General features: G+C 61.0%; 22 protein-coding genes. 12 read left to right on the plus strand and 10 right to left on the minus strand.

The annotated features are described in order from the left end of the window. Positions 1-23: 23 nt before the first annotated feature. The 9 genes from BLT75_RS12545 to BLT75_RS25080 all read left to right on the plus strand — a co-directional run bounded on the left by BLT75_RS12545 (position 24) and on the right by BLT75_RS25080 (position 8,475). Positions 24-1,538, plus strand: coding sequence for a long-chain-fatty-acid--CoA ligase (locus tag BLT75_RS12545; RefSeq protein WP_093031927.1), 1,515 nt, complete (start codon positions 24-26; stop codon positions 1,536-1,538). Further along, positions 1,535-2,311 carry a nuclear transport factor 2 family protein gene (locus BLT75_RS12550; protein ID WP_093031930.1) on the plus strand — a complete coding sequence of 259 codons (777 nt, stop codon included), beginning with the start codon at positions 1,535-1,537 and terminating at the stop codon, positions 2,309-2,311. Before BLT75_RS12545 ends, BLT75_RS12550 begins: the two co-directional genes overlap by 4 nt. After that, a complete protein-coding gene (locus BLT75_RS12555) occupies positions 2,308-3,084 on the plus strand; it encodes a crotonase/enoyl-CoA hydratase family protein (RefSeq protein WP_093031933.1) in 777 nt (258 codons plus the stop codon). Before BLT75_RS12550 ends, BLT75_RS12555 begins: the two co-directional genes overlap by 4 nt. 66 nt (positions 3,085-3,150) lie before the next feature. Then, positions 3,151-4,278, plus strand: coding sequence for a C4-dicarboxylate TRAP transporter substrate-binding protein (locus BLT75_RS12560; protein WP_093031936.1), 1,128 nt, complete (start codon positions 3,151-3,153; stop codon positions 4,276-4,278). Positions 4,279-4,296: 18 nt separating this feature from the next. Beyond that, the gene (locus BLT75_RS12565; protein ID WP_093031939.1) at positions 4,297-4,854 is read left to right on the plus strand and encodes a TRAP transporter small permease; all 558 of its coding nucleotides are present in this window, start codon (positions 4,297-4,299) and stop codon (positions 4,852-4,854) included. Next, the gene (locus tag BLT75_RS12570; protein ID WP_093031942.1) at positions 4,847-6,151 is read left to right on the plus strand and encodes a TRAP transporter large permease; all 1,305 of its coding nucleotides are present in this window, start codon (positions 4,847-4,849) and stop codon (positions 6,149-6,151) included. The genes BLT75_RS12565 and BLT75_RS12570 overlap by 8 nt, the downstream gene beginning before the upstream one ends. Before the next feature lie 27 nt (positions 6,152-6,178). Further along, the gene (locus tag BLT75_RS12575) at positions 6,179-7,363 is read left to right on the plus strand and encodes an acetyl-CoA C-acyltransferase (RefSeq protein WP_093031945.1); all 1,185 of its coding nucleotides are present in this window, start codon (positions 6,179-6,181) and stop codon (positions 7,361-7,363) included. A gap of 196 nt (positions 7,364-7,559) precedes the next feature. Continuing rightward, entirely contained in the window at positions 7,560-8,336 is a 777-nt protein-coding gene (locus BLT75_RS12580; RefSeq protein ID WP_093031948.1) for a cyclase family protein, read from the plus strand. 4 nt (positions 8,337-8,340) lie between these two features. Then, the gene (locus tag BLT75_RS25080; protein WP_281243157.1) at positions 8,341-8,475 is read left to right on the plus strand and encodes a hypothetical protein; all 135 of its coding nucleotides are present in this window, start codon (positions 8,341-8,343) and stop codon (positions 8,473-8,475) included. 168 nt (positions 8,476-8,643) lie between these two features. Here BLT75_RS25080 and BLT75_RS12585 read toward each other — a convergent pair whose 3' ends face one another. The 4 genes from BLT75_RS12585 to BLT75_RS12600 form a co-directional block, all read right to left on the minus strand. Beyond that, positions 8,644-10,839: a sugar transferase gene (locus tag BLT75_RS12585; RefSeq protein WP_093031951.1), complete on the minus strand. Its 2,196-nt coding sequence runs from the start codon at positions 10,837-10,839 to the stop codon at positions 8,644-8,646. Further along, on the minus strand, positions 10,839-12,068 hold the full coding sequence (locus BLT75_RS12590; RefSeq protein ID WP_093031954.1) for a glycosyltransferase: 1,230 nt from the start codon (positions 12,066-12,068) through the stop codon (positions 10,839-10,841). The genes BLT75_RS12585 and BLT75_RS12590 overlap by 1 nt, the downstream gene beginning before the upstream one ends. Positions 12,069-12,070: 2 nt before the next feature. Then, entirely contained in the window at positions 12,071-12,886 is an 816-nt protein-coding gene (locus BLT75_RS12595; protein WP_143028554.1) for a class I SAM-dependent methyltransferase, read from the minus strand. Positions 12,887-12,947: 61 nt separating this feature from the next. Continuing rightward, entirely contained in the window at positions 12,948-14,036 is a 1,089-nt protein-coding gene (locus tag BLT75_RS12600) for a glycoside hydrolase family protein (protein WP_093031959.1), read from the minus strand. A 163-nt stretch (positions 14,037-14,199) separates the two neighbouring features. On the opposite strand from BLT75_RS12600, the gene BLT75_RS12605 reads away from it, so the two are divergent. From BLT75_RS12605 to rfbG, 3 genes are read left to right on the plus strand one after another with little or no spacing between them, the layout of a single operon-like run. Continuing rightward, entirely contained in the window at positions 14,200-14,997 is a 798-nt protein-coding gene (locus tag BLT75_RS12605) for a sugar phosphate nucleotidyltransferase (protein WP_218128906.1), read from the plus strand. Next, positions 14,997-15,935 (plus strand): NAD-dependent epimerase/dehydratase family protein, encoded by a 939-nt coding sequence (locus BLT75_RS12610; RefSeq protein WP_093031961.1) that lies wholly within the window; start codon positions 14,997-14,999, stop codon positions 15,933-15,935. The genes BLT75_RS12605 and BLT75_RS12610 overlap by 1 nt, the downstream gene beginning before the upstream one ends. Beyond that, positions 15,932-17,038 (plus strand): CDP-glucose 4,6-dehydratase, encoded by a 1,107-nt coding sequence (rfbG, locus tag BLT75_RS12615; RefSeq protein ID WP_093031963.1) that lies wholly within the window; start codon positions 15,932-15,934, stop codon positions 17,036-17,038. The genes BLT75_RS12610 and rfbG overlap by 4 nt, the downstream gene beginning before the upstream one ends. Here rfbG and BLT75_RS12620 read toward each other — a convergent pair. The 6 genes from BLT75_RS12620 to BLT75_RS12645 are packed head-to-tail and all read right to left on the minus strand — an operon-like array spanning position 17,035 to position 23,429. Further along, positions 17,035-17,688, minus strand: coding sequence for a cellulose synthase operon protein YhjQ/BcsQ (locus BLT75_RS12620; protein ID WP_093031965.1), 654 nt, complete (start codon positions 17,686-17,688; stop codon positions 17,035-17,037). The genes rfbG and BLT75_RS12620 overlap by 4 nt on opposite strands. Continuing rightward, positions 17,685-19,529, minus strand: a complete 1,845-nt coding sequence (locus tag BLT75_RS12625) for a GumC family protein (protein WP_093031967.1) — start codon at positions 19,527-19,529, stop codon at positions 17,685-17,687. The genes BLT75_RS12620 and BLT75_RS12625 overlap by 4 nt, the downstream gene beginning before the upstream one ends. After that, entirely contained in the window at positions 19,526-20,728 is a 1,203-nt protein-coding gene (locus BLT75_RS12630; RefSeq protein WP_093031970.1) for an SLBB domain-containing protein, read from the minus strand. The genes BLT75_RS12625 and BLT75_RS12630 overlap by 4 nt, the downstream gene beginning before the upstream one ends. Before the next feature lie 29 nt (positions 20,729-20,757). Next, a complete protein-coding gene (locus BLT75_RS12635) occupies positions 20,758-21,480 on the minus strand; it encodes a sugar phosphate nucleotidyltransferase (RefSeq protein WP_093031973.1) in 723 nt (240 codons plus the stop codon). Positions 21,481-21,493: 13 nt separating this feature from the next. Beyond that, on the minus strand, positions 21,494-22,483 hold the full coding sequence (locus BLT75_RS12640) for a GDP-mannose 4,6-dehydratase (RefSeq protein ID WP_093031975.1): 990 nt from the start codon (positions 22,481-22,483) through the stop codon (positions 21,494-21,496). A 28-nt stretch (positions 22,484-22,511) separates the two neighbouring features. Beyond that, entirely contained in the window at positions 22,512-23,429 is a 918-nt protein-coding gene (locus tag BLT75_RS12645; RefSeq protein WP_093031978.1) for an NAD-dependent epimerase/dehydratase family protein, read from the minus strand. Positions 23,430-23,471 lie beyond the last annotated feature (42 nt).

Raw genomic sequence — 23,471 nt, forward strand, 5'->3', positions numbered from 1 at the left:
GGGATGGTCTTGGGAGGGGCCAGATGACCGAAACATTCGCCAACACCCTGCGAAGGCACGCACGGCACCGCCCGGGCGCTCCAGCGCTGACCTTCCAGGGCTGCACCCGGACTTTCTCAGATCTCGATGCCGACAGTTCGCGCAGCGCGAACCTTCTTGCCGCAAGGGGGGTGAGCGCGGGCGATCGCGTGGCAATTCTGTCGAAGAACCGGGCGGAATATTTCGAGATCATCTATGCTGCTGGCAAAATCGGTGCGACGCTGGTCTGCCTGAACTGGCGGCTGTCCGTGCGCGAGATCGGGGACATTCTCGCCGATGCCGAGCCATCGCTTGTGCTGGTCGACGAGACCGGTGCGGGGCTGTTGCCGGACCCGTTCTCGCGGTGCGACGTTCTGCATTTCGGCGCCGATTTCGATGCCGAGCGGGCGGCCCAGTCCGATACCGATCCGGGCCATGACGGCGAGCCGGACGAGGTTGCGCTGATCCTTTATACCTCAGGCACGACGGGTTTGCCCAAGGGGGTGATGCTGTCCAACGAAGGCATGTCCTATACGGCCGAACTGGCCAAGGCTTGGGGCATGAGTGACCACAGCGTCAACCTTGTCGCGATGCCGCTGTTTCACATTGGCGGTTGCGGCTACGGCAGTTCCACAATGCTGGCTGGCGGGCATACGGTGCTGATGGCCGATGTCGACATAGCCGCAATCATCGACCTGATTCCGCGCTATTCGGTGACGCACACGTTTATGGTGCCTGCGGTGGTGCAGGCGCTTCTCAACGCGCCGGAGGTGGCTGGTGCCGACATGTCCAGCCTCGAGTTGCTGATGTACGGTGCATCGCCGATGGGCGACGTGTTGTTGCGGCGCGCAATCGCAACGCTGGGCTGCAACTTCATGCACGCCTACGGCATGACCGAAAGTTCCGGCACCGTGGTCTGCCTTGGCCCCGAATGGCACGATCCGGACGGCCCCAACAGCCATCTGCTGAAATCCTGTGGCACTGCCCTGCCTTGGGTAGAGCTGCGTGTGGTCGATCCGGCGACAGGCGCTGACCGGCCCATCGGAGAGGTGGGCGAATTGTGGCTGCGCAGCCCGATGCTGATGAAGGGTTACTGGCGCAACCCGAAAGCCACGGCCGACGCCATTGTCGCGGGTGGATGGTTCCGCTCGGGAGACGCAGCCTACCTCGACGACGAAGGCCACGTTTTCCTCTTCGATCGATACAAGGACATGATCATTTCCGGTGGAGAAAACATCTATCCCGCCGAGATCGAGAACGTCCTGAACGGGCACCCGGCCGTGGCCCAGGTGGGCGTGATCGGCGTGCCGCACGAGCGCTGGGGCGAAACCCCTCTGGCAGTGGTGGTGCTGCGCGAAGGGCAGACGGCGACCGAGGCCGAACTGATCGCACACACCCGCGCCGATCTTGCGCATTACAAGTGCCCCACCCGGATCGCCTTTGCCGATGCCCTGCCGCGCAACGCTTCGGGCAAACTGCTGAAACCCGAGATGCGGCGACTGTACGGAGCGGGCGCATGACGACCGCGCTTGCCCTTCTGCGCCGCTGGGTGGTCGAGTACTTCAACGGCCACAATGCCGAGGCCGCGCGCGCATTCATTGCGCCGGATTACGCGCTGTCGATCGGCGACGTGGTCTTTGCGGGGCGCGACGAAGCCTGGCTTCCGGCAGTCGATATCCAGATGAAGGCATATCCCGGGCTCGGCATGACCGTGCACCAGACGCTGACCGGCGAGGATTGGGCCGCCATCTGGTTCAGCGAACACGGGCAGACCGACGAGCGCGCGGCCGCATGGTCGGGCGTGGGTATCTACCGCTCGAACGGCGCAGTTTTGACCGGCTGTGTCGCGCAGGAGGATTACATGACACGCCGCCGCCAGTTGAAATCCGGCATTGCCGATCCGGTCGACCCGCCCGCCGTCGCACCGTGGGACATCCGGCCGGCACCGGCAAACCCGGATGCCGAGGCTGTGGTGCTGGAATGGCTGGCGCATGGATGGCCCTGTGCCGAGGCTCAAGTCCGTTGTGACGACGACCACATCACGGGCACGCCATTGGAATTCGACGTGGCAGAAACGCAAATCGGAGAGCTGCTGTCGTCCGGCGATCATGTCGCCTTCAACGTACGTCAGGTAGGGACCTATCGGACCGGCCTGCCGGCTCCGGCGGCCGGTCCCTGCGCGGAAACGCTGGATTGCAACGGGTTGTTGCGCGTCGAAAACGGGCGCGTGGTTTCTGGCCGGGTGATCCGCGACCGAATGGGGCTCTGGTCCCGGATGAGGGCAGCGGTATGACCGGCGAAAAAACTCCCAAAGTGATCTTGAGCCGCGAAGGCGCAATTCTGATCGTGACGATCAACCGTCCCGAAAGTCGCAACGCCATCGACCGCGAAACTTCGCTGGCGCTGGCCGAGGCGATGGACCAACTTGACAACGATCCAACCCTGTCTCTGGCGATCCTCACCGGCGCCGGGGAACATTTCTGCGCCGGCATGGACCTCAAGGCCTTTGTCGCGGGGGAGCGAGTGGAACTGTCCGGGCGCGGTTTGGCCGGGATCACACAGAAGCCTCCGGCAAAGCCTCTCATTGCCGCCATCGAGGGTTACGCGCTGGCCGGCGGTTTCGAAATCGCGCTGGCCTGCGACCTGATCGTTGCTTCCGAAACCGCCCGGTTCGGACTGCCCGAGGCAAAACGCGGATTGATTGCTGGCTCGGGTGGACTGGTCCGCCTGCCCGAATGCATGCCGCGCCAGATCGCCATGGAATGCGCGCTGACCGGCCGGATGATTCCGGCGGCCGAAGCCGAACGCTGGGGACTGATCAACCGCCTGTGTTTGCCGGGCGCGGCGCTGGATACGGCCAGGGACCTGGCCGGCGAAATCGCCCGGAACGCGCCGATGTCGCTTGTGGCCAGCAAGCAGATCGTCGCCCATGCCGGGCGCTGGTCCGAAGACAATGTCTGGCCCCGCCAGAACGAAATTCTCGAAAAGGTCATCCATTCGGAGGACGCGAAGGAGGGCGCCAGGGCCTTTGCCGAGAAACGCAACCCGGTCTGGACAGGCCGGTAATCGCCGCACCTGCGGCACGAGTATAACGAGAGGCCACGCTGGCTTCTCACTTGAGGAGGAAATGAAATGAAACTGAAGCACATGCTGCGCGCCACCTGCGCCGCCGCCGCGATGGCCGTCATGGCCGCATCGGCGCACGCACGCGACGTCAAGATCGTCGTGGGTGTTCCGCCCGGAAGCGGCGCGCATTACGGCGTCGATGCCTTCGCCGCGGATCTGTCGGAACGGACCGGCGGCGAACTCAAGGTGCGTGTTCTGCCCGCCTCGCTGCTGAACCTTGTACAGACCTTCGGCGGCATGAAGGACGGCGTCGTGGATGGCGGCTATCTCGTGCTCAACTACTTCCCCTCGGAACTGCCCGAGGCGACCCTGCCCATCGAACTGGCGATGCTGGGCAAGAACCCCTTCGCCATGGCCGGCGCGATGAGCGAATACATCCTGACCTGCGAGCCCTGCATCCAGGAACGTCTGGACAACAACCAGGTACCGCTGGGCAACGCGTCGACCGGCGCCTACGCAATCATCGGAACCTCTCCGATGACCAACACCGCGGAACTGGCCGGCAAGAAGATCCGCGCGGCCGGTGGATCCTGGACCCGTTGGGCCGCTGCGGTCGGAGCGATAGGTGTCAGCCTGCCGGGCAACGAAATCTTCGAGGCGATGTCGCAAGGCACGATCGACGGCGCGTTCAACGCCCCGTCCGAACTGACCTCGATCCGGCTGATCGACGTGGCCACCGACGTGACCGTCAACATCCCCGGCGGCACCGTTCACGGCCTTGACGTTATGAGCGTCAACCGCGATTTCTGGAAATCGCTCAGCACCGAGGAACGGCGCGCCTATCTCGACGCCGCCGCGCTCGGCAATGCCGCGACGACCTGGAAATTCGCCAGCGACGTGGCCGAGAACCTTAAACTGGCCAGGGAAAAAGGCATCAACATCCACGAGGCCCCGGTCGACATACTCGCCTTGTCCGACGCGGCCATCGAGGCGGACCTCGCCAATATTGCCAAGATCGCCAAGGAAACCCACGGGATCGAGGATGCGGAAACGAAGATCGCGCGCTTCGTGGAACTGGTGAAGAAGTGGGAAGGCCTGATTCCGCTGGACCGCGACTGGACACCCGAAGAGATCGCCGAAATCTACCGCGCCGAGATCTTCTCGAAAATCGACGCCGCGTCTTACGGCCTCTGAACGAAAGGATCCGTGTCCATGACCATGCAGGGAACCGCGGTTCTTGTCCGAGTCCTGGACCGGATCTTGATCGTCATCGCCACTATCGGTCTGGTGGCGATGATGCTCCACATCAGCCTCGATATCCTGCTGAGCCTGATCGTGAACGCACCGCTTGCAACCACCTCGGCCATCGTGACCAATTACTACATGATCGCGGTGGCCTTCCTGCCGATCCTGGCCGCCGAGTATCGCGGCAGTCATATTGGCGTGAGCCTGGCGACGGACAGGCTGCCGCCGCGTCCACGCCACTTGCTCGAAACCGTGGTGCTGGCGATCACGGCGGCGGTCTACGGGATGCTCACGGCGCAATCCTGGCAACAGGCGGTCGAGAAGCTGGCGATCTCGGCCTACACGATCGAACAGACCAGCAAGATATATGTCTGGCCTTCCTTCTACATGCTGCCGGCCGCCTTCGGCGCGATGACGCTTCTTCTGGCTCTGAAGGTGGTGCTGCGCATAACGACCGGATCCGATCACGCCCTGCATGCGCCCGAGAGCGCAGGCATCGCAGCAGCGGAGACCGGCCATGACTGACGCCATGATCGGATCGCTTGGGATCCTGGCACTGCTGGTGCTCATCGCCGCCAACATGCATATCGGGATCGCACTGATCCTGGTGTCCTATGTCGGGCTGATCGCGCTCGTGGGACCGCATGCCGCCTGGGGCATGCTCGAGGTCGTGCCCTACACATTCATCTCCAACTGGACGCTCTCATCGGTGCCGATGTTCGTCTTCATGGGCTACATCTGTTTCAGCGCCGATCTGACGCGCGGCCTTTTCGATGCGGCGCGGCTTTGGCTGGCGCGGCTACCCGGTGGGCTGGCTATCGCCTCGGTCTTCGGCTGTTCGGGCTTTGCAGCCGTCACCGGATCGAGCGTGGCCTGCGCCGCCGCCATGGGCAAGGTCGCCGTGCCAGAGATGCTGCGCAACGGCTACGATGCGCGCCTTGCCACGGGCACAGTCGCCGCCGCCGGAACCATCGGCGCGTTGATCCCGCCCAGCATTCTCCTGATTGTCTTCGGCGTGATCGCCCAGGTCTCGATCAACGATCTGTTCTTGGGCGGCATTGGAGCCGGCATCGCCACAGCCGCGACCTATATCGCGGTAATCCTGATCCGGGTGAAGCTTAACCCGTCCCTCGCCCCCGGCATATCGGAACGCATCACCTGGACTCAGAAACTCGTCGCCCTGAAGGGGGCTTTGCCCGTTACACTTCTCGTCGTGGGCGTGCTGGGCGGCCTTTTCGGCGGGCTATTCACCGCGACACAGGCGGGTGCTGTGGGCGCGCTTCTGTCTCTGGGCGTTGCGGCCTTGCATGGCCGGCTGACCTTTCCCGTTCTCAAGAGATCCGTGGTCGACACCCTGACCACCTGCGGCAGCCTGTTTATCGTCACAATAGGCGCCAGCATGCTGACGCGCTTCCTGACGCTCTCCGGCGTTGGTTACATGATCTCGGATGCCGTCGACTGGCTGGGCGCCTCGCCAGTTCTGCTTCTGATCGTCATCGCGCTGGTCTATCTGGTGCTCGGCATGTTCCTGGAACCCATCGGCGCCATGCTGATCACGCTGCCGATCTTCCTGCCGCTCGTCGCCAACGCCGGGATCGAGGCGATCTGGTTCGGCGTCTTCGTCGCCAAGCTGCTGGAGGTCGGCATGATCACGCCACCCATCGGGATGAACGTCTTCGTCCTCAGCTCGACCGTCGGCAAGTCTGCCCCGACCGACATCGTCTTCCGCGGAGTCTTCTGGTTCTTCGTTGCCGACATCATCCTGCTGGGTCTGCTGATCTGGTTCCCCTCCATCATCACCTTCATCCCGTCGCTGATGTGACGGGCTCACCCTAAAGAAAGGCTTGTCATGAAAGACGCTGTTATCGTTTCCACCGCCCGTACCGGCATCGGCCGGGCCTTCAAGGGCGCGCTGAACGCCACGAAATCCCCGACCATGATGGGCCACGCCATTTCGCACGCGGTCAAGCGCGCCGGGATCGATCCGGCAGAGATCGACGATGCCGTGATCGGCACGGTGCTGGCCTCGGGCACGGCGGGCATGAACCTCGCGCGCAACGCGGTCTTTGCCGCCGGGTTGCCGGTGTCGGTGTCGGCACAGACGATCGACCGGCAATGCGCCTCGGGGCTGATGGCAGTGGCCACGGCGGCCAAGCAGATCATGGTGGACGGCATGCAGATCGCCATCGCCGGCGGCCAGGACAACATCACCGCCGTCCAGGCTGCGTATTTCGAAGCGGTCATGATGGCGAAGGACCCGAACGTGACCGCGCAGGTGGAACACGCCTACATGCCGATGCTGAAAACCGCCGAGTTCGTTGCCAGCAAATACGGCATCAGCCGCGAGGCGCAGGACGAATATGCGCTCATTTCGCAGCAGCGGACCGCCGCAGCCCAGGCGGAGGGCAAGTTCGATGCCGAGATCGTGCCGTTCGGCACCAAGACGGCAGTCAAGGACAAGGATACCGGCGAAGTCACGCTGCATGACATCACCCTCGACCGGGACGAGGGCAACCGACCGTCGACCACGCTCGAGTCGCTACAGGGTCTGCAACCCGTGATCGAGGGCGGCTGTGTCACCGCCGGCAATGCCAGCCAACTGTCGGATGGCGCGAGCGCCCTGGTGTTGATGGAGGGGTCTGAGGCAGCCCGCCGTGGCATCGCGCCACTTGGCATCTATCGCGGGATGGCGGTAGCCGGTTGCGCTCCCGAGGAAATGGGTATCGGTCCGGTTTACGCAGTGCCGAAACTGCTGAAGCAGCACGGGCTGAAGGTGTCGGATATCGGGCTTTGGGAGCTCAATGAAGCCTTTGCCTGCCAGGCGCTCTATTGCCGCGATCACCTTGGGATCGATCCGGACATCTACAACGTGAACGGCGGCGCCATCTCGATCGGCCACCCCTATGGCATGACCGGCGCGCGTCTCACCGGCCATGCCCTGATCGAGGGCAAGCGGCGCGGTGTCAAATACGTCGTGGTGACAATGTGCGTCGGCGGCGGCATGGGGGCCGCCGGCCTGTTTGAAGTCGCCTAGATCCGGCAGTAACCTTAGTCTGCCAACCCGGCGGCTGAAAGCCGCCGGATCACCGGCGGCAACAGGCTCTCTTGACGACACCGCGTTGGTGTGTCGGCGCTGGGGTTGTAAGATGCGACATGTCCCCAAGGGCAGCTCACCCGGCGCCAAGCCGGTGCGCGCCGCCGTCCTTTCGACCCAGCCAGGAGGCCCCACCATGTCCCGACGCTACATCGACCTCTCGGTTCCTCTGGAAACGGGCATCGCATCCGACCCGCCGATCGTCTTGCCCGAGATCGAGTACTTGTCGCATCAGCAAACTGCTGAACAGATCATGTCTTTCTTCCCCGGTCTGAAAAGGGAAGATTTGCCGGGTGGTGAAGGCTGGGCCATCGAACGGTTGCGGATCGTGACACATAACGGCACGCATGTCGACGCGCCCTACCATTATCATTCGACGATGAACAAAGGCGAACGCGCCATGACGATCGACGAAGTTCCGCTGGAATGGTGCTACGGCAATGGCGTGAAGTTCGATTTCCGGCAAATGCCCGATGGTCACGTGGTGACTCCGGAGGAGATAAAGGCAGAGCTTGCGCGCATCGGTCACGACCTGCGGCCCCTGGACATCGTGGTTGTCAATACTTCGGCCGGTGAGCGTTACGGGAAGGACGATTACCTGTTGAAAGGCTGCGGTTTCAGCCGCGATGCCACGAATTACCTGACGGACAAGGGGGTACGCATGGTGGGCACGGACGCGTGGAGCTGGGATGCCCCCTTTGCCTATACCGCGCAGGAATTCGCGAGAACCGGCGATGCTTCGATCATATGGGAGGGCCACCGTGCCGGAATGGACCAGGGCTATTGTCAGATAGAAAAAATGACCAATCTGAACCTTTTGCCCGACAACGGTTTCATCGTTTCCGCCTTTCCATTCAAGATCAAAGCCGCCTCGGCCGGATTTACCCGCGCTGTCGCCATAATCGAGGAGTAAGGCCATGCGCCTGGGAACAGTGTGCTGCGAAGGCCGCGAACGCGTCGTTGCCGATCTTGGTGATGGCCGGATGCTGGGTCCGCACCTGGCTGTCGATCACGCCTCGGTCTCTGTGCTGAATAAGGGACAGCGATCCTGACGCTGCCGAGACTGGTTCGCATTGGTCTGGCAGCACCGCGCGGCATAAAGGACAGCTATCCTGTCCTTGCGGGGACCGATTTTCACCTGTCTTGACCTGCTCCCCTGAAACCTCCCCATTCCAGGGATGAGGTGCCGATGTCAGAGGCAAACCGCTGTTGGAGACGGATCAGTAGGCCCGCGAAACGAAGGCGCCTTTCACGACGGTCATGACGATGATCTTGAGGTCGGTCCAGATCGACCATGTCTCTATGTATTCGTTGTCTGTCTGGCAGCGCTTCTGCATCATCGTCAGGGCTTCGCCCGGGGTCTCCGGTGTGCCCCGAAAACCGAGAAGCTGGGACGCCCCGGTAATGCCCGGACGAACCCGGTACCGGCGATTCCATTCGGGTATCAGAAGGTCGAAACGCTGGCCCCTGAAGTGAAACCCCGGAGGAAGCGGGCGGGGACCGACAACTGACATATCGCCGCGTAGGACATTAAGGAACTGCGGTAATTCGTCGATTGACGTGCGTCGGATGAACGAGCCGACCCGCGTGACCCTGGTGTCGTTTCGCGTGGTCAGGCGGTCTGCGTTTTCATCGGAATCGGCAACGCGCATCGAGCGGAACTTGATCATTCGGAACGCAACCTGATTGCGCCCGAGCCTGGGTTGCCTGAAAAACACCGGCCTGCCGTCTTCCAGGAGTATCAATACCGCCACAGTCAGGTAGAGCCAGGAAAGCAATACCAGCGCAAAAAGCGAAATGGTGATATCCAGCCCCCTTTGCAGCGCCTCGCGAGATCGACTTCTGAGCGGTGTCCGCAAACGTTGTGCGGTTGGATGATCCTCCGTCAGGTTCACATACCAGACGGGCACGTCGAATACCGACAGGTGTTCCAGCGTTTCCAGGCAGAGATCGCTTCGATCCATTCCCCTGACCAGGTAGACGTGATCGATTTGAGCCTTTGAGATGGCCGAGGACAATTCTTCGAAAATGGAGGCAGCGGATTTTCCGGACGCATCGAACACCCGCGCCACGACCTGATTGCCAACAGGAAGCGCCGGAACCAGCCGGGAAATCTCTGCCGCCGGGGGCATGGTGACGACGCCGATACGTGTGCCGCCGGGCGACGCGAAGCGCGCGAACAGCCGTGATCCAAGATAGTTGAAAAGGGCGCCAAACACGCCGAGAAGCAGGTAGAACCCGGGCATCCCCGGTGTCGTGAAGACGCCGAATAAAACCAGCACCAGCGCCAGAAGCAGCCACGCCAGCAGCGACGTTTCCAAGGCTCCCACCGCCCTTCTGGCACCATCCGAAAGGCCGGTGCTCTCGAATTCGTGCAACAAGAGCTGCACGAAAAGCGTCAGGACGACAAAGGCAATCGTGACGACGGAGCCAGTGGAGAAAGGCAGTGAGTGGTAGAATGCGGCCCCGAGAATCCAGGCTGACACAAGGCCGGCAAGAACGCTCGACAGGATCAGCGTCGCCGCAAACAGGATTTGTTCAAACCTGCGACCCATCCTTAGAGTGAGCCCTCCACCCGAAAGGTCTAACTCTGATCCGGGAGAGACAATGCCATGCTGAAAACCGGGGGGGCGAAGAAGTGCCCCGTCCTTCCATGCGTATCGCAGAAGGCTTTTGATGTGGTTCTTCTGGTATGTGTTCAATATCGACTTGCTGCTGTCCCGACGATGATCGTGACAAAACACGAGTTGCGGATAGATCCAGGTTGAGTACCCTGCTTTTCGAAGACGATAGCACAAGTCGACATCTTCGTAATACATGAAGAACCCTTCGTCGAACCCGCCGATTTCTTCGAAAGTGGATCGGCGAATGAGCATGAAGGATCCGAATACCCAATCGACCTGGACAGGCACGGATGTATCGAGATCGTGCAGCATTGCGTCCCGATAGAACTGCGGTTTCCGCGACCAGTCGTTCGCACCGGCGGCTCTCAGCGCAGTGACCGCCAGAGACGGAAATCCACGAAAGTTGCGCTGATCCGTGCCATCAGGGTTTTGCAGGACCGCGGAAACGAGTCCGCGTCCTTGGTCGGCCAAAAGGAACTCGACCGCATCGGCGATCTTGCCGGTCTTGTGGGCCGTGTCCGGATTCAGGATCAGCAGAACGTCGCCCTGAGCCATCGCGGCGGCCTTGTTGACATTGGCGCCAAAGCCGGCCTTTGCGTCATTTGCGACCACGGTCATGTTGTCCCTGAGGCCGCCGATCTTCTCTATGAAATCCGTTTCTGCAAGGTTGTCGATCAAAATGAATTGATGGTCGAGGTCTTCCAGTTCGCCAGAAAGCGACTGCAGGCAAGCCTTTATCTCGGTCGCATGGCCGTGGCTCACGATCAGGATTGACAGTACAGCGGCCGACATCAGACTGCGAATTTCCGGATAAGCGAAATCTTCTGCTCGACCCGAAGGCGCCAATCGTGGCTACGCATCGCATCGCTACGGTCCCGTTTCGTTTTCGTCGTGTCGCGCAAATGACGCTCGCATGCCACTACAAACTCTTCGGGTGTTTCGGCAATTTCGACAAGATCGTTCAATCTCCGGGCGACGGGAACCGACCGACCGACAACGGGCAATCCCGCAGCGAGGTATTCGTAGCATTTCAAGGCGTCGCCATTCCGGGTGATGTCGTTCAGCGGGAAAGGCAAGAGGCCAATATCCATGCCTTTCAGGAACCGCGGAACATCCTGATACGGTTTCGGTCCAAGCACGTGGATGTTCGGTTGATCGTCGAATGGTTTCTTGTCGAACCCGAACCAGACATAGCCGATGAACACCAGGGACCATTCCGGCCTGAGTTTCGCAATGCCGGTGATCAGCGGAACGTCGATCTTCCACGGGTCCAATCCGCCGAAATACCCCAAAATTGGCTTGGGAAGCTTGGCGATGCTGTCAGGGATTTCCGTGTGCGCGTCTAGGGCTACACTGAACGCCTCTTGGTCAACGCCGCAATTGACCTCGAATGTCGCCGGATTTACCGCGCGTCGGGGGGCGCAGAGTTCCTCTGTCACCGCAAAGACGATGTCGGCGGCTTCGCAGGCTTCCTTGTCCAGCGTCCTGACAGTGCGTCGTTGTGAGTCAGTACGGGCGAGCGCCGCATCATCGTCGCCACATTCGTAGATCCGCAGATCCGACGGCAAGGCCCTTAGAAACTCTCCTGAATTGTACATGAAGCTCCATGTGCAAACGGGGCCAAAGTTCAGTTTGCGGATGCACCGGCGGACAAGAGCGGCCAGCAAACGGCCGCTGATCCGAGCCGCCATGGGTGATCTGGACTGGCCGGGCAGCGCCAGCGGCGGGGGGCGATAGACCCAGATATTTTCTTGAACCTGTCTAAGACCCCAATCCAATTTGACGCGGCGCTTCTGAATGCCGGCCATCCGGATTGCTGCGGGTAGGGACTCGAACGGCTCGACTACAAGAACCCGGAAGCCGCGCTCTGCCAGTCCGAGAAACGTGTAGTCGGGGTTCGACTTGACAAGACTCCAATTCGAAACTGCGAGGCAGACAAAATCGAATTTCAGTTTGCCTGAATCGGCTTTGCCCGAAGGGGATGTGTCCGATGCGAATTCCAGGTCGGAAACTTGATCCATGGTCAACCGGTCTTTTCCATCTTGACCAAACCAAAGTAACTAAAAAAGTGCAGGAATGGTAGGTATCTCAATGTGGTATCACCCGCCTTGAGAAGCGCCCGAACCGGAGGATTATTGAGAAAGGATAGATAGCCGCCCATCCGCAGGAACACCACGTCAGGATTGGTGACCGTCACCTCGCCCGAAAAATGGTTCCGGATCCTGTCCAGACCGGCCTTGTCGATTGGAGCCTCGTCTTCGCTCGAGGCCTTTTCGATGCCAAATCGTCCAGGCAGGGTTCGTCGCGCCAGCATGAGGGCGGGATTAAGGCCCATCGTCTCGATGCAGGCAACTTTTCCGTTGGCCCGTAGAACGCGTGACAAGCTCAGTGCGACTCGTTCAAGGTCAAGGTGATGCAATACAAAGGAACCGACCACCGCGTCGAAATGCCCGTCCGGAAAATCCAGGTTCTCACAGTCCATCACCTGGAAGTCGATCCTGTCCTGCACTCCGGCGAGGGCCGCGCGCCTTCTGCAAATCTCGATGGATTTTGGCGAAATATCGATGCCATTTACCTGTGCGCCACGCAACGCGAGCGCAATCGACAGGAAACCTGTTCCGCATCCCAGATCAAGTATCCGCTGACCCGGCGAACAATCGATGAACTTGATCATGTCATCGAAGAACCGATGCAACCCCATAAAACCCAACCAGGGGACGCAGGGATCGTAACGATCCTCCATGCGAACGAGACTTTCCGCCGGGGAAAGGTCGGACTCTTCGACAACCGTATCCCAGAACTCGGCTTCACGGGCCTGGACTGACTTGGGCCGTTTCACGACGAATATCCCAGGTTCGATCGTTTCGCTCGAAGCAACTTCTGGGTCAAGTTTCCGGACCTCATTCGCTGGCCCCCAAGACCGACGGAACTGTTCCCTCCGATTTCCCGATCGTCAGCATTTCCTTGGAGTTTGCCGCCAGATACCAGATCGTCAGTTTGTTTCCGGTAAGGACGGCAGCTGGCGCCAGAACCTGATGCTCGTCCTGGGCGCCGCGGGCGCCCGGCTCGATGATAGGGGTGCTTCCGAACTTGAAAGGCCCCAGTGGCGTCGCCCCCTGAGCGACGCCGATTGCGCGCCTTTCTCCGGAAAGCCCGGTGAAGAACAGCAGGAACTTTCCCGGGCCCTGCTTCACCAGGTAGGGCTCTGCGATGCCATCGGCGCGCCAGTCGGAAAACTGGCCCGGGCGGGCGATCGGTGTTTCGAGCTTGGTCCAGTTCCGGCCGTCCGGGGACTCCGCAGCAAGCAGAAACACGCCTCCCGTTCCGATTTTTGACGTGTCTGTATACGCGTGCCCGACATAGATCATGTAATAGGTTCCGCCGTCGCGAAGGATCGTGGGGCTGTAGATCGCGTCGTTGTCATACCACCCTTTGGTCGGAGCCAGCACAGGGTCATCCGACACGCGCTGGAAATTCCGACCGTCCGTCGAGGTTGCCAGGAACAGGGCGGCCGGAAAGCCTTTGAACGGATTGCCCCTGTCCCGGTAACCCGAGAAATACAGCGACCATGTGTCGCCGGACTTGACCACAGCTGCGGATTCCACGTTTTCATCCCACCGGCCGTCCTCGCCAGCCATGACCAGACCGTCGACGCCTTTGTCGCGACCCTCGGTTGTCCAGTCCAGCCCGTCTGTGGAGACTGCCGTTGCAATGACTGTCCTGCCTCGCCTGGTATCCAGGTCGGTGTAGAACATCCGATACCCGCTACCGATCTCGACGATGCTTGGGTCGGACGCGATGACCGTGCCTCGGAAGAACAGCGGCGACTTGACCAGATCGCCGGCCGCGCCCTGCGACGGCACCGTTTGCGGGTCCTGGATCATTTTCTCGTCGGACGAGCCAGCTTCGGCGTTTTCCTCGATACAATCTGTTAGCGCAAACAATGCGACCAGAAGGGGAGCGCCGGTCTTTGCTATTCGCCAAAACATGCTAAATTCCCAAAACAACGAAACTGGTTTATCATATCTTAAGCATGGCAGAAAAACCAGTACTCGAATCGGTCAGGATGTCGGGGCGCTGTTTAGGCGGGTTCGCCGTAGCGTGTATTTGATCACGTATTGATACTACCATGACTGCGAATTGGAGGTCATTTTGAACGATCCCGCAGAACAGGACATCCCCGTCGTCATTCTATGCGGGGGCGAGGGGACGCGATTTGGTCAGGCGACCCAGGGCTTGCCCAAGCCATTGCTGGAAATCGGAGCAGAACCGATATTGGTCCACATCATGCGGCTTTACGCGCAGCAGGGGTTTCGGCGCTTCATTCTGTGCCTCGGGTATCGCGGAACGATGATCAAGGAGTATTTCCTGGACCGGGATATCCGCGAAAGCGATCTGCGTCTGGATCTGAGCGCAGGAAAGCGGGAATACCTCGGGGGCGCGGATCGGCTGGATTGGGATATCACCTTTGCCGAGACCGGACCCAAGACCCAGACTGGCGCGCGCGTTCGGCGTGTGAAGCAGTATATCGACACACCCCGGTTCATGCTGACCTACGGCGACGGGGTGGCGGACATTGACCTGCGCGCCCTGCTAATGTTCCACATGGCACACGGCAAGATCGGAACGATTTCCGGGGTTCAGGCGACTTCGCAATTCGGCGAACTGGCGATTGACGGCGACACTGTCCTCGACTTTGTCGAAAAGCCTAAAGTGCAGGCGCTGATCAACGGGGGGTTCTTCGTGTTCGAGCGCCGGTTCCTGGACTACATCCCCGATGATCCCGAATGCATCCTTGAACGCGAGCCGCTCGAGCGATTGGCGGCCGAGCGCGAACTGCGTGTGCGGCGGCACTCCGGCTATTGGCAGTGCATGGACACCTTCAAGGATTACCTCCTGCTCAACGAGATTTTTGCCAACGGCGACGCGCCCTGGACGCGGCCTCAGTGATGACGGTCCTGGTTACAGGAGCTTCCGGGTTCGTTGGCGGCTGGCTAGTTCGGCGGTTGGCCGATGCCGGGCTTCGGGTTGTCGCGCAGATGCGGCGCCCGGCCTCGGAACATTTCCGCCAACTGGGACTGGCGGACAGGCCCGACGTTTCAACCTTGATTGACGCGTCCATGCCCAAGGTGCTGCGCGAAACCAGGCCGGATGTCATGTTTCACCTGGGCGGGCTGAGTCAGGTGGTCGAGTTGCTTGCTGCCCCGGAAACGGCCTACGAGGGCAATGCCCGTGCCGGGTGGCAGTTGCTGGAGGCGATGCGGCAGATGGAAGATCCGCCGCGAACGGTTGTGGCCTCGAGCGACGCGATCTACGGCGAGACCGGCGACATCGCAGCCACGGAAGAGGATTTACCAGCCGCCCTTGGCCCCTACGAAGTGTCCAAGCTCATGCTCGACTACGCGGCGCGGAGCTATGGCCAGATGTTTTCTCTTCCTGTTGTGGTAGCTCGACTGGGAAATGTCTACGGGCCTGGCGATGCCAACGGGGCTCGGATCGTGCCATCGGTTATCCGGGCGGTGCGCGAGGGCAGGGCGCCGCAATTGCGCGGCGGCGGGCGCGCGGTGCGAAGCCTGCTGCATGTGGACGACTGTGTCGATGCCCTGCTGATGCTGGCCACCCACGCTGGCGATCCTGCGATTCGCGGGCAGGCTTTCAACGTGTCCGGCGGTCCGCCCATGACAACGTTAGAGATTGCGCGTAAAACGCTGGATGCCTTCGGCAAGGAAAAGGTGGTGCCCGAGATCATTGACGGAGCGCCCGGAGAAACCTCGGTGAAATATTCCAGCAGCGAAAAGTTGCGCCTGGCGTTGGGCTGGAGCCCGAAAGTACCATTCGAGGACGGCATACGCACTGTCGTCGACTCATATCAGGACGGGACAGCATGACTGACGCCATCGATCAGACCTATGCGGGTCGTTCGGTCCTTGTGACGGGGCATACCGGCTTCAAGGGATCCTGGCTGTCCCTTTGGCTGGCACAGATGGGGGCCAGGGTCACTGGCTTCAGCAATACGATCCCGACCTCGCCAAGTGCCTACGAGATAATGGAACTGGGTGCGCGCATGCGTGATCTGCGCGGCGAGATTTCGGACAGGGATGCGCTGGTCGCCGCCATGGCCGCGGCTGAACCCAGCATCGTTTTTCACCTTGCTGCGCAGGCGATTGTCCGCCGGGGTTTCAATGACCCGTTTGGAACTTTTCAGACCAACGTGATGGGCACCGCTGCGGTTCTGGATGCGGCCTGCCGCGTGCCATCTGTCCGGGCTGTTGTCATCGTGACCAGCGACAAGGTTTACGACAACAACGGTTCTGTCTGGCCGTTTCGGGAAACTGACCCGCTGGGGGGGCACGAACCATACGGCGCCAGCAAGGCCGCGGCCGAGATCGTGGCGACGACTTGGCGCTCGGCCGGGTTTCACAAGGCTGCCGGGTCAGTGAACACTCCCCATGTGGTGACGGCTCGGGCGGGCAATGTCATAGGCGGCGGCGACTGGGCGGCGGACCGGTTGTTGCCAGACTTCGTGCGCGCCATCGCGGAGCAACGCGATCAGGAGATCCGCCAGCCGCGCGCAACACGACCCTGGCAGCATGTGCTTGAACCGGTGGGCGGTTATCTGCTGCTTGGCAGCCGTCTTCTGCAATCCCCCGAAGCGGTGCCCGCTGCGACGAATTTCGGCCCGCTTGAACCCGTCATGCCGGATGTCGAGCAGGTCGCCCGGAAATTTCTGGAGCAGATGAAGGCGAGTGCGACAAAGCTGAAGGTCGCCGAAAATCCGCACAGCGGCGAAGCGCACGCATTGCGCGTCGATTCCAGCCTGGCGATTGCTCGGTTGGGATGGCGTCCGGCATGGACTGCGGTTCAGGCCATCTCGCGGGCAGGGGAGTGGTATCGCGCCCATCTTGAAGGCGAGGCCGACATGGTTTCTCTGTCGCAGCGGCAGCTTGCCGAATACCGGTCCGAAACGCCGGTGGCGGCGCTGAGGTCTTAAGCGTTGGCGCGAATGCTGAACGGCCGCTTTCCGGCCCGATTGCGCAGAACGGCAATGGGACGTGCACGCATGGTCGAAATCTCCCTCAGGCTACTGGTCAGATGATCCATGCGGGTGACGTCGGACAAGGTTACCAGCACTATGTCCGGCAGTCGTGTCGCAAGAACCTTCGTGTCCGACGAGATGTTGATCGCGTCTGTATCCCAGATCGTGATGTCGAACCGTGCGCTGGCGGCGGCAATTACTTTGTCCAGAATGCCACGGCTCTGCAAATCGATAGCGTCCGCATCCGCAGAGTCTCCGCGCGGCAGAATGGACACTCCGGGCTCGAATTCGACCGTGTGGCGCAGAACTTCCTGCTCGGGCGTTTCCGTGGGAGCGGTCGGCAGGTCGCACAGCCCGCGCGTTGCCATGTTGTGGACAAGGGACGACAGACCTCGTGTACGAAAATTCGCGTCCACCAACAGGACGTTCGCATTTTGTATCCGGTGGGCAGCGCGGCCAAGCGCAAGGCACAGCGTACTGACGCCTTCGCCGCCATTACAGCCGGTGACAAGGAACTGCCGGGTCGCAGGGAAGTTTCTTCGGATATCCGTGAATAATCTTGACGCGTCGGAGTGCAGGTCCGGGATCTGACTGGCCTGGATCATCGTCTCCTCCGACTGTTGGCAATGGCTCGCACCAGAACCCCGGGTCCGACCAGGCGAGCCAGATCCGTGTTGTCGCGCACCTTTGGCCTTAAGGCATCGACAACCAGGATGATCCCCGATGCCACCATCAATGACAGGACAAAGCCAACCGCGATCGTACGCGGGACTCTCGGCTTTGCGGGTGCTATGCCTCCTTGCGGTTTGGCGATCACCACAACATTGGACAGCAGCGCCTCGGAGATTTCGGAGGAGATGCGTGTGTCCTCAAAAGCTTGCGAATAGGCCTGTTTGGAATGCCGCAGCCGCGCGAGATCCTGCTCGATGTTCTCCAGCTGGGCGCCTACACGTTCCTTTGTTTCCAGATCGGCTTCGATCTGGGCGATATCATCTTCCAGCGTCTCGATTTTCGTTTTCGTCGCAACCAAGGTCAACTGCGCTGCACTACGTTGAGCGAGAAGCGAGTCGAGCAAGGGGTTCTTCGTTTCAACTACGCTATCCGAGACGCGGTCCGGTTCGGCGTCGATCATCATTTGCAAGTGTGCAATTTGTTCGTTGAGGCTCTGTACCTGTAGCGAACGCGCGCCTGAACGGTTGTCTTCTGCTTCGAGCTGTAGTTGCAAATCGACAAGCTTGAGGCGCAACTGGTCCTTGATCTGATTGCGCCGGGTCGAGGATTGGGATGGGATCAGGGCTTGGAGCTCCGAAATTTCGGCATCGATCCGATCCAGCCGGTCCTCTTCGATCTGCACGACGGCGCGCGCGGTCTCAAGGTCGTGCGTTAGTGCCGCGCGACGTTCGACCGCCAATGATCGCTGATCATTGATCAGCCAGGCTTCGTTTTCCTTGAGCATTTGTGCGTGGGCCGCCTCCGCGGCCTCCAGTTTCGCATTTACCGCGCTCAACTCGTTTCGAAAGAAGTCCTGCACGCGCTTGTCTAGATAGATTTCGCGGCGCTTCTCGAAATACGCATCCAGAAACCGTCCGAGCACTTCCTCGCCGGCAAAAGGATCCGGGTAGGAGAGCGTCAGTTCGATGACATCCGAGCGGGTGACGTGCTCGATGCTCAGTACGCTCTGGATCAGCAGGATCACACGGTCGAGGCGACTGAGTTCCGGTAACAGGCCTATCTTGACCAGAACCGACCGGATGGCTTCCTTGGTTTCGCTGACGGTATCCTTGATCCACTTCTTGATTTTCTGCAGCAGCGTGACGGCCGGATCCTCTCCGTAGAAATAATCTTCGCCCAGTTCCTCGACCACAGTTCGAACCAGCGCGGGATCCTTCATGATCTGAACTTCTGCCGTTATGTTTTCCAACCGTATCGACATCGGGATGACCGTTTGAGTTCCAGCGGCCGAGACGGTCGCGGGCGCAGCCATTTCCTTCCCGAATTTCAGCATCAGTTGCGCGCCGACCTCGTAGGTCGGGTTCTTGACCAGCAGGTAGCCGACCGTCGCGAGTACGCCGATTATCGGCGCGACGATCAGCCAGAGATAGTTTTGCCCGAGTGCCATCAGCAGGCGCAGCACGTCCGGGGGACTCCAGACCGCGCCGGACACGTCCTTGGCCGAGGCGCGAGTTTCGTCCGTGCTCGGGCCCACCGACAATGCCGACTCGAGATGCAGCCGCCTGTCCGCGCCGGGCGCGTCCTCGGCCGGGGCGCCAGTTTCGTCCGTTGTCGGGTCCACTGACAATGCCGCCTCGGAAGGCAGCCGTCTTCCTGCGCCGGACACGTCCTTGGCCGAGGCGCGAGTTTCGTCCGTGGCCGGGTCCACCAGCCATTCTGCCTCCAGATTCAGGCGTCTGCCCGCGGGGGGCTTGTTTTCGCCATTCCCGGTCACCGAAGAAATCCTGTTTCAGAAAGAAGGGCCGGGCACTCCCGCGTCTGGCGCCCCACTTCCAGATGGTCACCCGGTTGCAGCGGGGTCAACGCATCGGCCGAAAGCAATGCAGGTGTGCCGTCTGGGTTTTCGCGCAGGATGGTCAGGCGGCAGTCGCTGTCCCGTGTTCGAAAGTTGAGAGGCAAGGACGCAGCGCCCGCCGCATCAAGGGTTTGAACGATGCCCTCGCGGCTGGTTGTTGCAGAAACGATCTCGGTTTCGATGGCGATGATTTGGGAAGTCAGATCGAATTCCCTTTGCAGGTCCAAAGCCTTCAGTTCCTCGTCCAGGACAACCTGCTGCGTCCGCGCCTGGGACAGGCTCGAAACAGCTTCGGCCACCAGCCCCTCGATCTCGGCGAAGTCGCGGCGCAGGCTCAGAACGCGTTCCCCAGTGATTGCGCCCTTGTCGATCAGCGGGCTAATTCGTTCGAGATCTCGGCGAACCAGGTCGAACTGCTTTTGCAGTGACTCGGCTGAGGCCTGTCGTGCCGTAATGTTTTGACTGTTGATGTCTGTTGCGGCTTTGATCCGCCGCAGAGTGCTTTCATAGCTCTCGATACTGCCCGCGAGCAGGCGCAACTGGCCCTGCCTCAACTCTTCTGCCTTGGCCTCGCCGACCAGCGGAACGACGTCTGGTGGCAACTCGAAGGTTTCAGCGCCGGATATCTCGGCGTCGATCCGGGCACGGGTCATAAGGGCCTCGGCCAGTCGCTGCTCGGCCAGCGCAAGACGTTCTTGCTCCTGGCTGATCAGGGCGACCTCGGTGATGTTGCTGCTCAGGCGCGGTGCGCTCAGGCCGCCCGCGCGCGCGATGGCTTGCGCCACCCGAATTCCGACGGAATAGGGGATGTCGCCCGGATCCCCGACATGACCGCCTACGGTCACGGCGCGCAGCGGACCGAGTGTCACCGAGTAGCTGTCGGGATCCAGGCCCAGGTTCTGGTCTATCAATGTGCCGATTGCATCACGGGCCTGCGCAAGCGACGTCACCCCGGTGATCCGGCCAAGGCCGGGAATGGCGAGGATGCCGCCGCTGCCGATCTCGTAGGTGTCCGTCAGGTCAGGATGACCGAATATCCGGATGCGCAGTGTATCTCCCTGACTCAACGCCAGCGTATCCTCGGCGCCGGCCGCAGTCGCCAGCGACAGTGCGGTCAACGACGCCAACCAGGATAAGCGAAATCGGTTCACGAGGCTTCAAATCCCGGCAAGAATACTGAAGGATCAGCCAGATAGACGGATGACGCGTGTTCGTGCTGGCCCTGGTTCCCGATGTCGATCCACTCGCAGTCCGGCGCATGCGACAGCACTTTCTTGCCGTCCGCGATCAGACCCAGAACCAGGTTTGGGGCGTCCAGATACTCGCCGGGCTTAATCCTGTCGAGAATGCGCGGTGAATAGACATAGATTCCCATACTCGCAGCATAGGTCATCGTGGGCTTCTCGTCGTAACCGATGACATGACGAGACGGATCGATATTCAACACGCCAAGCTCGATCCGGACGTCGGTCGTCACGGTGCCGACTGTCAGATCCGCGTCGTCGGCCATGTGAGCCTCATACATCGCCGAATAATCCAGCGAGGTCAGGATGTCCCCGTTCATCACGAAGAAGGGGGCATCCAGGCCCTTGATCGTGCCGATTGCGCCCGCGGTGCCCAAGGGCTTTTCTTCCCAATGGTAGTGGATGTTAAGCCGTTGTCCGATTTCGGACTGATCGACATAGGACTGGATCAATGATCCCAGGTAGTTCAATGCGATAGTGACATCAGTTACACCGTGCATGTAAAGCTGCCGCAGAATGATGTCGAGAATTGGCCGGTCCCCGATCGGCATCAGAGGTTTCGGCAGGACCGAGGTAAACGGCCGCAATCTTTGACCCTGACCACCTGCGAGAACTACCGCTTGCATGCGTTTCTTCCTTTCAAATTCGATAACCGGAACTGTCGAATAAGTCGCTGTTGCGGCGAACCCATGAAATCGTGTGGTCCAACCCCTCGGACAGCGTCACCGAGGGCGTCCACCCCAGCAGGTCGCGGGCCAGAGTGGCATCGCCGAGCAGCTGCATCACTTCGCTTTTTTCCGGACGGATTCGGCGCTGATCGGTTTCTATCCGCTTGCCGCCTCCCAGAAGGTCGATCACGGAATGGGCCAGATCACCGATTGACACTTCGCAACCCGTCGCGAGGTTGATGACCTTGCCGATGGTGGCATCCTCTTCGGCGATCCGCATCGCCCCGTAGGCTGTATCGCCAACATAGACCAGGTCGCGCGTCGGTGTCAGCGATCCCAGCTTGATCACGTCGCCGGTCAGCGCCTGCGCGATGATCGTGGGCAGCACGGCCCGCGCGGGCTGGCGCGGTCCATAGGTGTTGAACGGACGGCAAATCGCAACCGGAAGATCGAAGGACCGGGCATAGGCCAGCGCCAGTTGATCCGCGCCTACCTTGCTGGCTGCATAGGGTGACTGAGGGTTCATCGGGTGGCGTTCATCGATCGGGACATACTGCGCGGTACCGTAGGTCTCCGAGGTCGAAAACACGACAACCTTGGAAACTGACTGGCGGCGGCAGGCCTCGAGTACGTTCGCCGTTCCTTCCATGTTGACCTGAACGACATCGATGGGGTGGACATAGGAATACGGGATGCCGATATGCGCGGCCAGATGGAACACCACATCCGCGCCCGAAATCGCGGCTTCGACTCCAAAGCCATCCCGCAGATCGCCGGCGACGATGGTGATGGCATCAAACACCTCCGGGGCAACGTCGCGCAGCGCCCCCTGAATGCCGTTCGACGTGTATCTCGTGAAAACGGTGACTGACGCACCGGCCGCCACCAAGCGCTCGCTCAGGTGGCTGCCGATGAATCCTGCGCCCCCCGTTACGACCACGCGCTTTCCCGGCCAATTCATTGAAACACTGTCCAAACTATCCGCTAATCTAAGGAAAACGTAACATGGCCTTCAACGATGTGTCCAGTGAATAGGCGGGTTCCCAACCCGTAGAGGCGTACAGCAGCGATGGGTTTCCCACGCTTCTTGAAACCCCCGCCGACGGGGCGAGGTGACTGCGTTCAGACACCTTTGGCGCGTGTCCGGAAACCGCGAGAAGCCGCTCCAGGATCATGCCGACGGACTGCCCGCGGCCGGTGCAGATGTTGAAACGCCCGGTGGGGCAGTCCGGATCGGCCAGTAGAACCAGAGCCCGCGCGACGTCGCGCACGTCGACCCAGTCCCTGATAGGCGTCAAGTCCCCGACCACCAGCCGGTCAGGATCGCGTTGCAGTTGCGAGATGAATGTCTGTGGCACCAAGGCAGGTGGTTGGCCGGGCCCGATGACGTTGAACGGAATTCCAATCGCGACCGGGCTGCCGCGCTGGACCTCCAATTGGGCCAGCATGGTCGCGGCGGCCTTTGCCACGCCGTATCTGCCGCTTGGACGCCAGGGATGGGCTTCGTCCGCGGAATGTTGCCCGTCCTCCAGCGGTGCATAGATCGCCGCGCTGGATGTCACGACAACGCGCGGCGGCTCGCGTTGCGCCAGGCTGGCCGTCAGCAGGCGGTCGGTCGCGGTCAGGTGCTGGGCCAGGCAGTCCGCCCAGGAACCGGCATCCCGAGGTTCTCCGATGGCGCCGGCGCAATGTATGATGGTGGTTATGCTGTGCCGCTGAATGACCTCCGCAACATCGTTCTGCGTCAGGTCAAGGCAAACATGCGGATTCTCGGTTGGCGCCGGGCGTCTGGAAAGCCCTACGACATCCGCATCCATGCTACGCAAGGTGCGAACAACCGCGCTGCCCAGAAAGCCGGTGGCTCCGGTTACAAGAACGCGTCCCAGGCGGCTAGAGGTTGCTTCCACGGAATCCGATCCTTCCTGCCTGCCTTTCGGCCATCCGGTTGC

Origin of the sequence: Ruegeria marina, from assembly GCF_900101475.1 — a bacterium.
Classification (GTDB): Bacteria; Pseudomonadota; Alphaproteobacteria; order Rhodobacterales; family Rhodobacteraceae; genus Ruegeria_B; species Ruegeria_B marina.

What these genes read in the sequence shown, in the direction of transcription:
- rfbG (WP_093031963.1), top strand. Translation starts at nt 15,932, where the DNA reads ATGACTGACGCCATCGATCAGACCTATGCGGGTCGTTCGGTCCTTGTG.
- BLT75_RS12610 (WP_093031961.1), top strand. Translation starts at nt 14,997, where the DNA reads ATGACGGTCCTGGTTACAGGAGCTTCCGGGTTCGTTGGCGGCTGGCTA.
- BLT75_RS12575 (WP_093031945.1), top strand. Translation starts at nt 6,179, where the DNA reads ATGAAAGACGCTGTTATCGTTTCCACCGCCCGTACCGGCATCGGCCGG.
- BLT75_RS25080 (WP_281243157.1), top strand. Translation starts at nt 8,341, where the DNA reads ATGCGCCTGGGAACAGTGTGCTGCGAAGGCCGCGAACGCGTCGTTGCC.
- BLT75_RS12570 (WP_093031942.1), top strand. Translation starts at nt 4,847, where the DNA reads ATGACTGACGCCATGATCGGATCGCTTGGGATCCTGGCACTGCTGGTG.
- BLT75_RS12635 (WP_093031973.1), bottom strand. Translation starts at nt 21,480, where the DNA reads ATGCAAGCGGTAGTTCTCGCAGGTGGTCAGGGTCAAAGATTGCGGCCG.
- BLT75_RS12600 (WP_093031959.1), bottom strand. Translation starts at nt 14,036, where the DNA reads ATGTTTTGGCGAATAGCAAAGACCGGCGCTCCCCTTCTGGTCGCATTG.
- BLT75_RS12590 (WP_093031954.1), bottom strand. Translation starts at nt 12,068, where the DNA reads ATGGATCAAGTTTCCGACCTGGAATTCGCATCGGACACATCCCCTTCG.
- BLT75_RS12585 (WP_093031951.1), bottom strand. Translation starts at nt 10,839, where the DNA reads ATGTCGGCCGCTGTACTGTCAATCCTGATCGTGAGCCACGGCCATGCG.
- BLT75_RS12550 (WP_093031930.1), top strand. Translation starts at nt 1,535, where the DNA reads ATGACGACCGCGCTTGCCCTTCTGCGCCGCTGGGTGGTCGAGTACTTC.
- BLT75_RS12620 (WP_093031965.1), bottom strand. Translation starts at nt 17,688, where the DNA reads ATGATCCAGGCCAGTCAGATCCCGGACCTGCACTCCGACGCGTCAAGA.
- BLT75_RS12560 (WP_093031936.1), top strand. Translation starts at nt 3,151, where the DNA reads ATGAAACTGAAGCACATGCTGCGCGCCACCTGCGCCGCCGCCGCGATG.
- BLT75_RS12555 (WP_093031933.1), top strand. Translation starts at nt 2,308, where the DNA reads ATGACCGGCGAAAAAACTCCCAAAGTGATCTTGAGCCGCGAAGGCGCA.
- BLT75_RS12545 (WP_093031927.1), top strand. Translation starts at nt 24, where the DNA reads ATGACCGAAACATTCGCCAACACCCTGCGAAGGCACGCACGGCACCGC.
- BLT75_RS12580 (WP_093031948.1), top strand. Translation starts at nt 7,560, where the DNA reads ATGTCCCGACGCTACATCGACCTCTCGGTTCCTCTGGAAACGGGCATC.
- BLT75_RS12565 (WP_093031939.1), top strand. Translation starts at nt 4,297, where the DNA reads ATGACCATGCAGGGAACCGCGGTTCTTGTCCGAGTCCTGGACCGGATC.
- BLT75_RS12640 (WP_093031975.1), bottom strand. Translation starts at nt 22,483, where the DNA reads ATGAATTGGCCGGGAAAGCGCGTGGTCGTAACGGGGGGCGCAGGATTC.